A 15,163-nucleotide genomic window follows, 5' to 3' on the forward strand; every position below is an offset into this window, starting at 1 on the left:
AGGAACTGCACATTGGTCTTGTTTAGTCTTGAGAGGTCTTGTGGGGCCTTAGCTCAGCTGGGAGAGCGCCTGCTTTGCACGCAGGAGGTCAGCGGTTCGATCCCGCTAGGCTCCATTGGTGAGAGATCACCAAGTAATGCACATTGAAAATTGAATATCTATATCAAATAGTAACAAGAAAATAAACCGAAAACGCTGTAGTATTAATAAGAGTTTATGACTGAAAGGTCAAAAAATAAGGTTAAGTTAATAAGGGCGCACGGTGGATGCCTTGGCACTAGGAGCCGAAGAAGGACGTGACAAACGACGATATGCCTTGGGTAGCTGTAAGTAAGCGATGATCCAGGGATTTCCGAATGGGGGAACCCAACAGGTACTACCTGTTACCCACATCTGTTAAGGATGTGAGGAGGAAGACGCAGTGAACTGAAACATCTAAGTAGCTGCAGGAAGAGAAAGCAAAAGCGATTGCCTTAGTAGCGGCGAGCGAAACGGCAGGAGGGCAAACCGAAGAGTTTACTCTTCGGGGTTGTAGGACTGCAATGTGGACTCAAAGATTATAGAAGAATGATTTGGGAAGATCAGCCAAAGAGAGTAACAGCCTCGTATTTAAAATAGTCTTTGTACCTAGCAGTATCCTGAGTACGGCGGGACACGTGAAATCCCGTCGGAATCTGGGAGGACCATCTCCCAACCCTAAATACTCCCTAGTGACCGATAGTGAACCAGTACCGTGAGGGAAAGGTGAAAAGCACCCCGGGAGGGGAGTGAAATAGAACCTGAAACCGTGTGCCTACAACAAGTTCGAGCCCGTTAATGGGTGAGAGCGTGCCTTTTGTAGAATGAACCGGCGAGTTACGATATGATGCGAGGTTAAGTTGAAGAGACGGAGCCGCAGGGAAACCGAGTCTGAATAGGGCGCCTTAGTATCATGTCGTAGACCCGAAACCATGTGACCTACCCATGAGCAGGTTGAAGGTGCGGTAAGACGCACTGGAGGACCGAACCAGGGCACGTTGAAAAGTGCTTGGATGACTTGTGGGTAGCGGAGAAATTCCAAACGAACTTGGAGATAGCTGGTTCTCTCCGAAATAGCTTTAGGGCTAGCGTCGACATCAAGATTCTTGGAGGTAGAGCACTGTTTGGGTGAGGGGTCCATCCCGGATTACCAATCTCAGATAAACTCCGAATGCCAATGAATTATGGTCGGCAGTCAGACTGCGAGTGCTAAGATCCGTAGTCGAAAGGGAAACAGCCCAGACCACCAGCTAAGGTCCCAAAATAATTGTTAAGTGGAAAAGGATGTGGGGTTGCACAGACAACTAGGATGTTAGCTTAGAAGCAGCTATTCATTCAAAGAGTGCGTAATAGCTCACTAGTCGAGTGACCCTGCGCCGAAAATGTACCGGGGCTAAAACAATTTACCGAAGCTGTGGATACCTTTATAGGTATGGTAGGAGAGCGTTCTATGTGTGAAGAAGGTATACCGTGAGGAGTGCTGGAACGCATAGAAGTGAGAATGCCGGTATGAGTAGCGAAAGACAGGTGAGAATCCTGTCCACCGTAAGACTAAGGTTTCCAGGGGAAGGCTCGTCCGCCCTGGGTTAGTCGGGACCTAAGGAGAGACCGAAAGGTGTATCCGATGGACAACAGGTTGATATTCCTGTACTAGAGTATGTAGTGATGGAGGGACGCAGTAGGCTAACTAAAGCAGACGAATGGAAGAGTCTGTCTAAGCAGTGAGGTGTGATATGAGTCAAATGCTTATATCTATAACATTGAGCTGTGATGGGGAGCGAAGTTTAGTAGCGAAGTTAGTGACGTCACACTGCCAAGAAAAGCTTCTAGCGTTTAAACATACTCTACCCGTACCGCAAACCGACACAGGTAGTCGAGGCGAGTAGCCTCAGGTGAGCGAGAGAACTCTCGTTAAGGAACTCGGCAAAATGACCCCGTAACTTCGGGAGAAGGGGTGCTGACTTTACGTCAGCCGCAGTGAATAGGCCCAAGCAACTGTTTATCAAAAACACAGCTCTCTGCTAAATCGTAAGATGATGTATAGGGGGTGACGCCTGCCCGGTGCTGGAAGGTTAAGAGGAGTGCTTAGCGTAAGCGAAGGTATGAATTGAAGCCCCAGTAAACGGCGGCCGTAACTATAACGGTCCTAAGGTAGCGAAATTCCTTGTCGGGTAAGTTCCGACCCGCACGAAAGGCGTAATGATTTGGGCACTGTCTCAACGAGAGACTCGGTGAAATTTTAGTACCTGTGAAGATGCAGGTTACCCGCGACAGGACGGAAAGACCCCATGGAGCTTTACTGCAGTTTGATATTGAGTGTCTGTACCACATGTACAGGATAGGTAGGAGTCTAAGAGATCGGGACGCCAGTTTCGAAGGAGACGTTGTTGGGATACTACCCTTGTGTTATGGCCACTCTAACCCGGATAGGTTATCCCTATCGGAGACAGTGTCTGACGGGCAGTTTGACTGGGGCGGTCGCCTCCTAAAAGGTAACGGAGGCGCCCAAAGGTTCCCTCAGAATGGTTGGAAATCATTCGCAGAGTGTAAAGGTATAAGGGAGCTTGACTGCGAGAGCTACAACTCGAGCAGGGACGAAAGTCGGGCTTAGTGATCCGGTGGTTCCGTATGGAAGGGCCATCGCTCAACGGATAAAAGCTACCCTGGGGATAACAGGCTTATCTCCCCCAAGAGTTCACATCGACGGGGAGGTTTGGCACCTCGATGTCGGCTCGTCGCATCCTGGGGCTGTAGTCGGTCCCAAGGGTTGGGCTGTTCGCCCATTAAAGCGGCACGCGAGCTGGGTTCAGAACGTCGTGAGACAGTTCGGTCCCTATCCGTCGCGGGCGTAGGAAATTTGAGAGGATCTGCTCCTAGTACGAGAGGACCAGAGTGGACTTACCGCTGGTGTACCAGTTGTCTTGCCAAAGGCATCGCTGGGTAGCTATGTAGGGAAGGGATAAACGCTGAAAGCATCTAAGTGTGAAACCCACCTCAAGATGAGATTTCCCATGATTTTATATCAGTAAGAGCCCTGAGAGATGATCAGGTAGATAGGTTAGAAGTGGAAGTGTGGCGACACATGTAGCGGACTAATACTAATAGCTCGAGGACTTATCCAAAGTAACTGAGAATACGAAAGCGAAGGTTTTCTTGGTATTTGATAGATATTCAATTTTGAGTAGGTATTACTCAGAGTTAAGTGACGATAGCCTAGGAGATACACCTGTACCCATGCCGAACACAGCAGTTAAGCCCTAGAACGCCGGAAGTAGTTGGGGGTTGCCCCCTGTGAGATATGGAAGTCGCTTAGCTCGAGGGAGTTTAGCTCAGCTGGGAGAGCATCTGCCTTACAAGCAGAGGGTCAGCGGTTCGATCCCGTTAACTCCCATAGGTCCCGTAGTGTAGCGGTTATCACGTCGCCCTGTCACGGCGAAGATCGCGGGTTCGATTCCCGTCGGGACCGTTTAAGATAACGGAAGTTATTTTAGACTCGTTAGCTCAGTTGGTAGAGCAATTGACTTTTAATCAATGGGTCACTGGTTCGAGCCCAGTACGGGTCATATTTGCGGGTTTGGCGGAATTGGCAGACGCACCAGATTTAGGATCTGGCGCTTAACGGCGTGGGGGTTCAAGTCCCTTAACCCGCATAATAGAAATCAGCCGGCTTAGCTCAGTTGGTAGAGCATCTGATTTGTAATCAGAGGGTCGCGTGTTCAAGTCATGTAGCCGGCATTTTTTTATATAGAATAAGAGGTCAATGCGAACGTAGTTCAGTGGTAGAACACCACCTTGCCAAGGTGGGGGTCGCGGGTTCGAATCCCGTCGTTCGCTTAGAGAGGCCGGGGTGGCGGAACTGGCAGACGCACAGGACTTAAAATCCTGCGATTGGTAACGATCGTACCGGTTCGATTCCGGTCCTCGGCATATAATGATGAGCACCCTTAGCTCAACTGGATAGAGTACCTGACTACGAATCAGGCGGTTAGAGGTTCGACTCCTCTAGGGTGCATTTTTTTATTTAACGCGGGAAGTAGCTCAGCTTGGTAGAGTACTTGGTTTGGGACCAAGGTGTCGCAGGTTCGAATCCTGTCTTCCCGATCTATTACGAGGATACTTAAGGGTATCTTTTTTTATTTACTAAGGAGATTCTGAGAGTCTTCTTTTTTTGTTTACTGAACAAATTTGGGTAAACTAGCAGTGTTTAAGGAATGGTACTAGTCATATATTTTCTTTAATTATGGTAAAATAGTAAGAGAATAATGTGAGGAAAATGAATGTCAAGTAAGTTTGAAATTTTAATGAATCAACTGGGAATCTCTGAACAATTGAGACGGGATCCTGCTCTTGTTGATGCTAGAATTGAGCGTGTTGTGGTTCATAAAATTAGTAAGATTTGGGAATTTCATTTTGTATTTTCTAATATTTTACCGATTGAAATATTTTTAGAGTTAAAGAAAGGGCTTGGTGAAGAATTTTCTAAGACAGGAAACCGAGCTGTTTTCGAAATCAAGGCTCTTTCTCAAGAATTCTCTAATGAACTCTTGCAGGCCTACTATAGAGAGGCTTTTTCTGAAGGTCCATGTGCAAGTCAGGGGTTTAAATCTCTTTACCAGAATTTAAACGTTCGTGCGGAGGGAAATCAACTCATTATTGAAGGTTCAGAGGCGATTGATAAGGAGCACTTTAAGAAGAATCATCTTCCTAATTTGGCAAAGCAACTTGAAAAATTTGGTTTCCCGGTCTTTGTTTGCCAGATAGAAAAGAACGATGCACTTACACAAGAACAGGAAGAAGCCTTTCATGTGGAGAATGAACAAATCGTCCAGGCTGCCAACGAAGAAGCTTTACGAGCTATGGAGCAACTGGAACAAATGGCTTCTCCTCCAGTAGAAGAGAAGCCAGCCTTTGATTTTCAGGCTAAAAAGGCTGTGGCCAAGCCTAAACTAGATAAGGCTGAAGTTACCCAGATGATCGACGTGACGACTGAGGAAAATCGCCTGGTCTTTGAAGGGGTCGTTTTTGATGTGGAGCATAAGGTGACCAGAACAGGTCGCGTTTTGATCAATTTTAAAATGACGGATTACACTTCAAGTTTTTCAATGCAAAAATGGGTTAAGAATGAAGAAGAAGCTCAGAAGTTTGACATCATTAAGAAGAATTCTTGGCTCCGAGTTCGTGGGAATGTGGAGATGAATAACTTCACCCGTGATTTGACCATGAACGTGCAGGATGTGCAGGAAGTTGTTCACTATGAGCGGAAGGATTTGATGCCAGAAGGTGAGCGTCGGGTTGAGTTTCATGCTCATACTAATATGTCGACTATGGATGCTCTACCAGAAGTAGAGGAGATCGTTGCGATAGCTGCTAAGTGGGGACACAAGGCGGTTGCCATCACGGACCATGGAAATGTTCAATCTTTCCCACACGGCTATAAGGCGGCCAAGAAAGCTGGAATCCAGCTGATCTATGGAATGGAAGCCAATATTGTGGAGGACCGTGTCCCTATCGTTTACAACGAAGTGGAGATGGACTTGTCAGAAGCTACCTATGTGGTTTTTGACGTGGAAACGACGGGGCTTTCAGCCATCTATAATGACCTGATTCAGGTTGCGGCTTCTAAGATGTATAAGGGGAATGTTATTGCCGAATTTGATGAATTTATCAACCCAGGTCACCCCTTGTCAGCCTTTACTACGGAGTTGACTGGTATTACATATGATCATGTTAAAAATGCCAAACCACTGGAACAGGTTTTGCAAGAATTCCAAGAATTTTGCAAGGATACAGTCTTAGTCGCCCACAATGCTACCTTTGACGTTGGCTTTATGAATGCCAACTATGAGCGTCATGGTCTGCCTAAGATTAGCCAGCCAGTTATCGATACGCTGGAGTTTGCTAGAAACCTCTATCCTGAGTATAAACGTCATGGTTTGGGGCCTTTGACTAAGCGTTTTGGTGTAGCACTTGAACACCACCACATGGCCAACTACGATGCGGAAGCTACTGGTCGTCTGCTTTTCATCTTTATCAAAGAGGTAGCAGAAAAACATGGTGTGACCGATCTGGCTAGACTCAATATTGATCTAATCAGTCCAGATTCTTATAAAAAAGCTCGGATTAAACATGCGACCATTTATGTCAAGAATCAGGTAGGTTTAAAAAATATTTTTAAGCTGGTTTCTTTGTCTAACACCAAGTATTTTGAAGGGGTGCCACGGATTCCGAGAACGGTTCTAGATGCCCATCGAGAAGGATTGATTTTAGGGTCTGCTTGCTCGGAGGGTGAAGTTTTTGACGCAGTCGTTTCCCAAGGTGTGGATGCGGCGGTTGAGGTGGCCAAGTATTATGACTTTATCGAGGTCATGCCACCGGCTATCTATGCTCCCTTGATTGCTAAAGAGCAGGTCAAGGATATGGAGGAACTCCAGACTATTATCAAGAGTTTGATAGAGGTTGGGGACCGTCTTGGGAAGCCTGTTTTGGCTACGGGAAATGTTCACTATATTGAACCGGAAGAAGAGATTTACCGTGAAATTATTGTCCGTAGTTTGGGCCAGGGGGCTATGATTAACCGAACCATCGGTCATGGTGAACATGCCCAACCGGCTCCGCTACCTAAGGCTCATTTTCGAACAACCAATGAAATGTTGGATGAATTTGCCTTCTTGGGCGAAGATCTAGCACGCAAATTGGTTATTGAAAATCCCAATGCCTTGGCAGAAATTTTTGAGCCTGTTGAGGTCGTTAAGGGTGACTTGTACACTCCTTTCATTGACAAGGCTGAAGAAACGGTCGCTGAGTTGACCTACAAGAAGGCCTTTGAGATTTATGGAAATCCGCTGCCAGATATCGTTGATTTGCGGATTGAAAAAGAATTGACTTCTATTCTGGGGAATGGATTTGCCGTTATTTACCTGGCTTCGCAGATGCTGGTGCAACGTTCCAATGAACGGGGCTATTTGGTGGGTTCGCGTGGGTCTGTTGGGTCCAGTTTCGTTGCGACCATGATTGGGATTACGGAGGTTAATCCTCTCTCTCCTCACTATGTCTGTGGTCAGTGTCAGTACAGCGAGTTTATCACCGATGGTTCTTACGGTTCAGGGTTTGATATGCCCAATAAGGATTGTCCAAACTGTGGTCACAAACTCAGCAAAAATGGGCAGGATATTCCGTTCGAGACCTTCCTTGGTTTTGATGGAGATAAGGTTCCCGATATTGACTTGAACTTCTCGGGAGAAGACCAGCCTAGCGCCCACTTGGATGTGCGTGATATCTTTGGTGAAGAATATGCCTTCCGTGCAGGAACGGTTGGTACGGTAGCTGCCAAGACTGCCTATGGATTTGTAAAGGGCTACGAGAGAGACTACGGGAAGTTTTATCGTGATGCAGAGGTGGAACGCCTTGCTCAAGGTGCAGCTGGTGTCAAGCGGACAACGGGACAACACCCAGGGGGAATCGTTGTTATTCCTAACTACATGGATGTCTACGACTTTACTCCTGTCCAGTATCCAGCGGATGACGTGACGGCTGAATGGCAAACCACCCACTTTAACTTCCACGATATCGATGAGAACGTCCTCAAACTCGATGTGCTGGGGCATGATGATCCGACCATGATTCGGAAATTACAGGACTTGTCTAGGATTGACCCTAATGAAATTCCTATGGATGATGAAGGTGTCATGGCCCTCTTTTCTGGGACTGATGTGCTAGGTGTGACTCCTGAACAAATCGGAACACCGACGGGTATGCTGGGGATTCCAGAATTTGGAACCAACTTTGTACGTGGGATGGTAGACGAGACGCATCCGACGACTTTTGCAGAGTTGCTTCAGCTCTCAGGTCTATCCCACGGTACCGATGTGTGGTTGGGAAATGCCCAGGATTTGATTAAGCAAGGAATTGCTGACCTATCAACCGTTATCGGATGTCGGGATGACATCATGGTTTACCTCATGCACGCGGGTCTCGAACCAAAGATGGCCTTTACCATCATGGAGCGCGTACGTAAGGGCTTGTGGTTGAAGATTTCCGAAGAAGAACGAAATGGCTATATCGAAGCCATGAAGGCCAATAAGGTGCCAGAGTGGTATATCGAATCCTGTGGAAAAATCAAGTATATGTTCCCTAAAGCCCACGCGGCAGCCTACGTTATGATGGCCTTGCGTGTGGCCTACTTCAAGGTTCACCATCCCATTTATTATTACTGTGCTTACTTTTCAATCCGCGCTAAGGCTTTTGATATCAAGACCATGGGTGCGGGCTTGGATGCCATTAAGCGTAGAATGGAAGAAATCGCTGAAAAACGGAAGAATAATGAAGCCTCTAATGTGGAGATTGACCTCTATACAACTCTTGAGATTGTCAATGAAATGTGGGAACGTGGCTTTAAGTTTGGCAAGTTAGACCTCTATCGTAGTGATGCGACTGAATTTCTCATCGACGGAGATACCCTCATCCCACCATTTGTAGCAATGGATGGTCTGGGAGAGAACGTTGCTAAGCAACTGGTACGAGCGCGCCAAGAGGGCGAATTCCTCTCTAAAACAGAACTGCGCAAACGCGGTGGACTGTCATCTACCTTGGTTGAAAAGATGGATGAAATGGGGATTCTTAGTAATATGCCTGAGGATAACCAGTTGAGCTTGTTTGATGATTTATTTTAAAAAAAATTAACAGACGGACAAAAATTGTCCATCTGTTTTGTTATACTTATAGCATAACAAAGAAAGAGGTTTAAATGATGAACAATACAGGATTAGATAACAAATATCAATTTGAAAATTTTATAGAAAAAGACGGTAATGCTTTAGCAAAAAAAGAAGCTTTAGAAGTAGTAAAGAACTTAGGATTAAAATACAATCCCCTTTATATTTATGGGCAATCAGGTTCAGGAAAAACACATCTCCTGCAAGCAATTGGAAATAAGGTTCTTGAGAACAATCCAGAAAAGCGAGTAAAATATATTTCTGCTAAAGATTTATTAGAAAATGAGCTAGAAATACAAAAAGTTAGAAGTGAGAAGTTTGATCTCCTAATAGTAGATGATATTCAGATATTGGGAGAAAAGGATGATATGATTCAAGAAAAATTTTTTAATCTTTTTAATTCTCAACATGATATGAATAAACAAATGGTTTTCTCTGGTGACTCTGAACCAGATCAATTGGAAAATCTAAATTTTCATTTGATTGTGCGTTTTAAGTGGGGAATGACAGCTTGTCTAACATCGCTTGAAGATTAACAAAAAGGACATTAGATGAATGATCAAGAGAGATTACTAACAATCTTTTTACGCTTACAGTTTGGGACTCCGTTAGGAAAAAAGCAATTAGCCCAGGAATTTGAGGTTAGTGAAAAGACGATACAGAGAGATTTTTCGCTCCTTCGTGATATTTTATCCAGTCATCCCGATTTTAATGGAGACCTGCTTTATAGTCGTAAAACGAATAAGTATAGCCTATCAAGTAAGTCAGTTTTTAATAAAAAGGATATACTTGTTATTTCAAAGATTTTATTGGAAAATCGAGCATTGAATCGGCCAGAAATTGATAGCTTACTAAAAAATTTACTGATTTTAATTCCTCGTGATGACCAGAAAGAAATTGAGCAAATCATTGGTAGTGAAAAGCTTAATTATGCTCCCTTAACGGATCAGCAAGATAGAATAGAGAAAATTTGGAATTTATCGGAGTCTATTCTACATGAACAGGTCTTAGACATTATCTATCAAAAACCTTATTCGGAGTCTTCTAAGAAGCAGACGGTTTTGCCTGTATCTCTTTACTATGATAGTCATTATTTTTATCTGGTTGTTTATCAGTTAAAACACGCTACTTATATTACTTTAAGAGTAGACCGTATCCAATCATGGTCTCTTAGTGGTATAGAGAAACCCTCTATTTCTTATCGAGATAAATTTAGAGATGGTGATATTCGTAACGAGAGAGTTGATGCTTTTATCGGGAAGAAAATCAGTATTGAGATTGGGTATTTGTATGATCCTACTATTGTGATGGATCAATTTCCAAATGCAAAAATAGTTGGGAAAAATGGTTCCTGGACTCATTTTAAGTTTAAAAGTCAGTATACACCGGGTCTTAAACGCTGGTTGTTGGGACAAGGGGAAGCAGTTACTGTTTTGTCTCCTCGGATTTTAGTAGAGGATATGAAGCAAACAGTTCAAGAAATGATAGATAAATATAAATGAGGATAAAATGAGTATTCAATTTACTTCTAAAAAGGTTGGAGAACTACTGAAAGAAGGGAAATTGCGGATTCCTTCTTATCAAAGACCTTATAAATGGAACAGAAAACATATCCGTAACCTTTTTTATGATTTACGAGATGCTATGGGAAAAAAGGAATATCAGATTGGTTCTGTTATCTTGCATGAAAATGATAGATATTTAGATATTGTCGATGGACAGCAACGTCTAATTTCAATTTCCTTGTTTCTTCATTTATTAGATGATTTAGGGAATTATAAGGGTGCGAATCAACTGCTGAGTGCTGAATTTGGAGAGATGTCTTGCTATCATGCGAGTGAAAATTATAATGAGTGGAAAAATTTGACTCAATTGGTCGGCGAAAATCAGGCAAAAGATATTTGCAACTTTTTATTGGAAAATTGTTCTGTCTCCGTGATTACTATGCCACAGGCACGATTATCAGAGGCCTTTCAGTTATTTGATTCTCAGAACAATCGTGGAAAATCTTTAGAACCTCATGATTTGCTCAAAGCCTATCATCTTCGCAAGCAAGATTCAGAAGATGAAAAGATTGTTGAAAAGTGGGAGCAATTTGTAGAGGATAAAGATTTAAGTCTCAAAGAGTTATTTGATAAACATCTTTTTCGTATGAGACGGTGGTCTAGGGGAGAAACAGGATTAACAAACAAGCGTTATGGCTCTTATCTACGATTTACAGAGGATTTTATTGACGACTTTAAAGGCGTTGATTTGAATCAGAACTTTCCATACCTAGAATTGTATCGTCATATTGAGAAACTCCCTCTTTCAATTACTATGCCAATAATTGATGGAAGTAAATTTTTTGAGTATATTGAATCTGCTCATGAAACTATTAAAAATCATAAAGATTTTTTAAATGAAGAGTTAGGATTTTCTGATGAACCTGAAGGGGAAGAAAAAAATGTAGCTTACCCAGAAGGTATGTTAAACATTTACAATAGCTCAAAGGGTCGCTATCTCAAGTGTCACAATATATTCCTAAATATTTGCTCGCTTTTCGCAGATAGATTTGGAAAAGAGGAGCTATCAAAGGAGATAGTAGAGATCTTGTTTATTTGGTCTTACTACCCTCGAGTTAAATCTAAAGCCATATATGATGCGACGGTTGGGAACTATGCTGCTGGTGGAAGGTTTAGACAAAAAGAGGTTCAAAAGCTATTTCAACTTTTATCTCATGCCGTCACTCCGAATGATTTCATGATAAAGATAGATAGAGAGTTATTTGAAAATTATACTGTGGACAAGATTATAGAAGTGGAAAAAGATAAATGGTAGAAACACATATAAGCTTATCAGTTAATCATTTGTTAAATGAAGATACCTATGCCATTCCTCTTTATCAGAGAAATTTTGCCTGGACTTATGATGAAATTGAGCAGTTATTGAACGATGTAGCAGATGCTTTTCAAGAAAATAGAGACAATTATTATATTGGAACATTAGTCGTTAATAAAGAGAATGACAATTTCAAAATCATAGATGGACAACAACGAACAACCGCTTTTAATTTGATTGCCTTAGCTTTGAAGCATGAGTTTGGTTTTGATAGATTGAAAGCTATCAATCTTACCTTCCCAGCTAGGAAGAAATCAAATGAGAACATTCAAAAACTATTTACTAAGCAAAAAATCTCTGAGGACGATGAAAATGAATTAACTAGAGGTTACGGACATGCTAAAGACGCATTGAAAAAAGTGCTAGAGGAGCGCCACCTTAATCCTCAATCTTTCGTTGATTATCTTTTTGATAAAGTTATTATTTTTCGGAGTATACTTCCTGAAGATTTAGACTTAAATCTTTATTTCGAACGTTTCAACTCTCGTGGAGAACAACTAGAGGCTCATGAGATTCTTAAGGCGCAAATGATGACCAAGTTTGGTGCAGATCAAGAAATGGCACAAAAATTTGCAAGGATTTGGGATGCCTGTGCAGAGTTTGATAAGCCGGTAATAAAAACTTTTCAAATCCGAAGTAGACCAAACAATACTGATGAAGAGGGGGAGAAAATTTTTGGTAAAGAATTTACTAACTTCAAATTGGAAAGTGTATTTGAGAAAATAAGAGTAAAAAAAATTGAGCAACGAAGTTTACTAGATGCAATTACTCAGACAAAATATGAAAGTAGTAGCTTAGTAAATAATGGAGCAGATATTTCAAATTATACGACTGTAATTGATTTTCCAACATTTTTACTTCAAGTATTTTTCATCATGGAAGGAAATGACGAAACTACATTTGATGATAAAAAATTATTGAAAATTTTTGAAATTGAACGACGAGATAGAGAATGGGTCCAACAATTTGGGAATTTACTTCTGACTATGAAGCATATATTTGATACGTTTATCGTAAAAAATGTCCAATTAGAAAATGAAACCGAATGGCAAATTAAACGAGGTCAGTATGAGACATATCAACGAAATGAAAATGGAGGATGGAAATATGTCCGAATTAATTATCAAAAAAATACTTTTGACAATTTAAACAAAAACATTATCCTCCTTCAATCCATGTTCGCTGTAACCTTCACTGCTAATCGTGATAGTCGTTGGTTATATGAGATTTTACAATTTCTCTTCAGACATATTGAAGAACTAAATGATCAAGAATTTGGTGCTCATTTTAAAGAATTTCTAGAAAAAATGGCAGTGACGTATGCAGAAGAAAGATTTTTTACTGAGGATAGAAGAATTAAGAAATATGGTGCAATTCCTGTTTATGCTTTTAACTTTGTGGATTATGTTTTATGGAAAAATCGTGAAGAATTAAAGAAAGCATACGATGTTAAGTTTGAAGATTTCAAATTTGCTTATCGTCGCTCCATAGAACATTGGTTTCCACAACATCCAAATAGTGATGAAAGAGTTGAAAAAATTGATGATAAATTTTTGCACTCTTTTGGGAATCTTTGTATCATTACAGATAGTCAAAATTCGAAGTTTGGAAATTTAGTTCCAAGTGCAAAGTATAAACAGTGGGAAGGAATTTTCAATCGCCAGAGTTTAAAATTACAGATGATGGCAGATGTAACGGTAAAGAATGATAAATGGGGTATTTGTGAGATTCAATCTATGGAAAAAGAAGTGGAAAGATATGTACACGACTTTTGTTTTAGTTAATTAAAAACAAGCTTTATTAGGCTTGTTTTTAAATTTATATCATATGTGATATACTAGTAACGGAGGATATTTCATGAAACTAAGAATTTTTGCGGAAGATAAACCTGCTGAAAAGATTTTTGACTATCAGCTAGAGCTGGCAGATGAAACAATTATTCTATCGACAGCGCTCTTGTCTGGTGCCATTGCTTTAGCAGGATTATTTTCTGCTTTGAAGGAAAAATAACAATAGAAAAGGAAAAACAAAATGGTTTTACCAAATTTTAAAGAAAATCTAGAAAAATATGCAAAATTGTTGGTTGCGAATGGAATTAACGTGCAACCTGGTCACACTTTGGCTCTCTCTATCGATGTGGAGCAACGTGAGTTGGCGCATTTGATCGTGAAAGAAGCTTATGCCTTGGGTGCACATGAGGTTATTGTTCAGTGGACAGATGATGTCATCAACCGTGAGAAATTCCTCCATGCGCCGATGGAGCGTCTGGACAATGTGCCAGAATACAAGATTGCTGAGATGAACTATCTCTTGGAGAACAAGGCTAGCCGTCTCGGTGTCCGTTCATCTGATCCAGGTGCCTTGAACGGAGTGGATGCGGATAAGCTTTCAGCTTCTGCAAAAGCTATGGGACTTGCGATGAAGCCAATGCGTATCGCAACTCAATCCAACAAGGTTAGCTGGACAGTGGCGGCCGCTGCTGGACTTGAATGGGCTAAGAAAGTCTTTCCAAATGCTGCGAGCGATGAAGAAGCAGTGGACCTCCTTTGGGACCAAATCTTCAAAACTTGCCGTGTCTACGAAGAAGATCCAGTTAAGGCTTGGGAAGAACATGCAGCTATCCTCAAGAGCAAGGCAGAAATGCTCAATAAAGAACAATTCTCAGCCCTTCACTACACAGCGCCAGGGACAGATTTGACCCTTGGTTTGCCGAAGAACCACGTTTGGGAATCAGCTGGTGCTATCAATGCTCAAGGGGAAGGTTTCTTGCCAAATATGCCGACAGAAGAAGTCTTTACGGCTCCTGACTTCCGTCGTGCAGATGGCTATGTCACTTCTACAAAACCACTTAGCTATAACGGAAATATCATCGAAGGTATTAAGGTGACTTTTAAAGACGGACAAATCGTAGACATCACTGCTGAGAAGGGTGATCAGGTCATGAAAGATCTTGTCTTTGAAAATGCGGGCGCGCGTGCCTTAGGTGAATGTGCCCTGGTACCAGATCCAAGTCCAATTTCTCAGTCAGGCATTACCTTCTTTAATACCCTTTTCGATGAAAATGCGTCAAACCACTTGGCTATCGGTGCTGCCTATGCGACTAGCGTTGTTGGTGGTGCAGAGATGAGCGAAGAAGAGCTTGAAGCTGCAGGACTTAACCGTTCAGATGTTCACGTTGACTTTATGATTGGTTCTAGTCAAATGGATATCGATGGTATCCGTGAGGATGGAACACGTGTACCTCTCTTCCGTAATGGAGACTGGGCAATTTAAGGAGAAGTTATGCTTGGAAGTATGTTTGTTGGTCTCCTAGTGGGATTCTTGGCAGGTGCTTTGACCAATCGTGGAGAGAGCATGGGATGCTTTGGGAAAATGTTTCTTGGCTGGATTGGTGCCTTTCTGGGCCACCTGCTCTTTGGAACTTGGGGTCCAATTATAGCAGGAACGGCCATTATCCCAGCTATTTTAGGAGCTATGATTGTCTTAGCTATTTTCTGGAGACGAGGAAGTTAATTTCTTAAATCTGATGCTCAATGAAAATCAAAGAGCAAACT

Annotated in this window: 8 protein-coding genes, 10 tRNA genes and 2 rRNA genes; all 20 read left to right on the forward strand. The window is 42.1% G+C overall.

The features are described 5' to 3' along the window. Nucleotides 1–42: 42 nt before the first annotated feature. The 20 genes from SOR_RS00970 (at nucleotide 43) to SOR_RS01065 (ending at nucleotide 15,122) form a co-directional block, all read left to right on the forward strand. Nucleotides 43–115: transfer RNA gene (locus SOR_RS00970), tRNA-Ala, on the forward strand. Between the two features lie 124 nt (nucleotides 116–239). After that, nucleotides 240–3,140, forward strand: a 23S ribosomal RNA gene (locus SOR_RS00975). A gap of 76 nt (nucleotides 3,141–3,216) precedes the next feature. Then, nucleotides 3,217–3,332 (forward strand): 5S ribosomal RNA (gene rrf, locus SOR_RS00980). Nucleotides 3,333–3,336: 4 nt separating this feature from the next. Beyond that, nucleotides 3,337–3,409: transfer RNA gene (locus SOR_RS00985), tRNA-Val, on the forward strand. A 2-nt stretch (nucleotides 3,410–3,411) separates the two neighbouring features. Further along, nucleotides 3,412–3,484 (forward strand) — tRNA-Asp (locus SOR_RS00990). 24 nt (nucleotides 3,485–3,508) lie between these two features. Beyond that, a tRNA-Lys gene (locus tag SOR_RS00995) sits at nucleotides 3,509–3,581 on the forward strand. 5 nt (nucleotides 3,582–3,586) lie between these two features. Then, nucleotides 3,587–3,668: transfer RNA gene (locus tag SOR_RS01000), tRNA-Leu, on the forward strand. 12 nt (nucleotides 3,669–3,680) lie between these two features. Beyond that, nucleotides 3,681–3,753 (forward strand) — tRNA-Thr (locus SOR_RS01005). 27 nt (nucleotides 3,754–3,780) lie between these two features. Next, a tRNA-Gly gene (locus SOR_RS01010) sits at nucleotides 3,781–3,852 on the forward strand. Nucleotides 3,853–3,859: 7 nt separating this feature from the next. Next, a tRNA-Leu gene (locus SOR_RS01015) sits at nucleotides 3,860–3,945 on the forward strand. An 11-nt stretch (nucleotides 3,946–3,956) separates the two neighbouring features. Further along, a tRNA-Arg gene (locus SOR_RS01020) sits at nucleotides 3,957–4,030 on the forward strand. Nucleotides 4,031–4,045: 15 nt separating this feature from the next. Then, nucleotides 4,046–4,119 (forward strand) — tRNA-Pro (locus tag SOR_RS01025). 176 nt (nucleotides 4,120–4,295) lie between these two features. Beyond that, the gene (locus SOR_RS01030) at nucleotides 4,296–8,687 is read left to right on the forward strand and encodes a PolC-type DNA polymerase III (RefSeq protein ID WP_000095444.1); all 4,392 of its coding nucleotides are present in this window, start codon (nucleotides 4,296–4,298) and stop codon (nucleotides 8,685–8,687) included. A 74-nt stretch (nucleotides 8,688–8,761) separates the two neighbouring features. Next, nucleotides 8,762–9,265 carry a DnaA ATPase domain-containing protein gene (locus tag SOR_RS01035; RefSeq protein WP_013670155.1) on the forward strand — a complete coding sequence of 168 codons (504 nt, stop codon included), beginning with the start codon at nucleotides 8,762–8,764 and terminating at the stop codon, nucleotides 9,263–9,265. Nucleotides 9,266–9,280: 15 nt separating this feature from the next. Beyond that, complete coding sequence (locus SOR_RS01040; RefSeq protein WP_000999608.1) at nucleotides 9,281–10,231, forward strand: helix-turn-helix transcriptional regulator; 951 nt, start codon at nucleotides 9,281–9,283, stop codon at nucleotides 10,229–10,231. 7 nt (nucleotides 10,232–10,238) lie between these two features. After that, nucleotides 10,239–11,549 (forward strand): DUF262 domain-containing protein, encoded by a 1,311-nt coding sequence (locus SOR_RS01045; protein WP_000027039.1) that lies wholly within the window; start codon nucleotides 10,239–10,241, stop codon nucleotides 11,547–11,549. Continuing rightward, the gene (locus tag SOR_RS01050; RefSeq protein WP_000230425.1) at nucleotides 11,543–13,393 is read left to right on the forward strand and encodes a GmrSD restriction endonuclease domain-containing protein; all 1,851 of its coding nucleotides are present in this window, start codon (nucleotides 11,543–11,545) and stop codon (nucleotides 13,391–13,393) included. The genes SOR_RS01045 and SOR_RS01050 overlap by 7 nt, the downstream gene beginning before the upstream one ends. A 73-nt stretch (nucleotides 13,394–13,466) precedes the next feature. Next, nucleotides 13,467–13,619, forward strand: a complete 153-nt coding sequence (locus tag SOR_RS10230; RefSeq protein WP_000776613.1) for a hypothetical protein — start codon at nucleotides 13,467–13,469, stop codon at nucleotides 13,617–13,619. A gap of 21 nt (nucleotides 13,620–13,640) precedes the next feature. Next, entirely contained in the window at nucleotides 13,641–14,882 is a 1,242-nt protein-coding gene (locus SOR_RS01060) for an aminopeptidase (protein WP_000243940.1), read from the forward strand. A gap of 9 nt (nucleotides 14,883–14,891) precedes the next feature. Then, nucleotides 14,892–15,122 carry a GlsB/YeaQ/YmgE family stress response membrane protein gene (locus tag SOR_RS01065; protein WP_000901565.1) on the forward strand — a complete coding sequence of 77 codons (231 nt, stop codon included), beginning with the start codon at nucleotides 14,892–14,894 and terminating at the stop codon, nucleotides 15,120–15,122. Nucleotides 15,123–15,163: the final 41 nt, after the last annotated feature.

Origin of the sequence: Streptococcus oralis Uo5 (assembly GCF_000253155.1) — a bacterium.
Classification (GTDB): domain Bacteria; phylum Bacillota; class Bacilli; order Lactobacillales; family Streptococcaceae; genus Streptococcus; species Streptococcus oralis_L.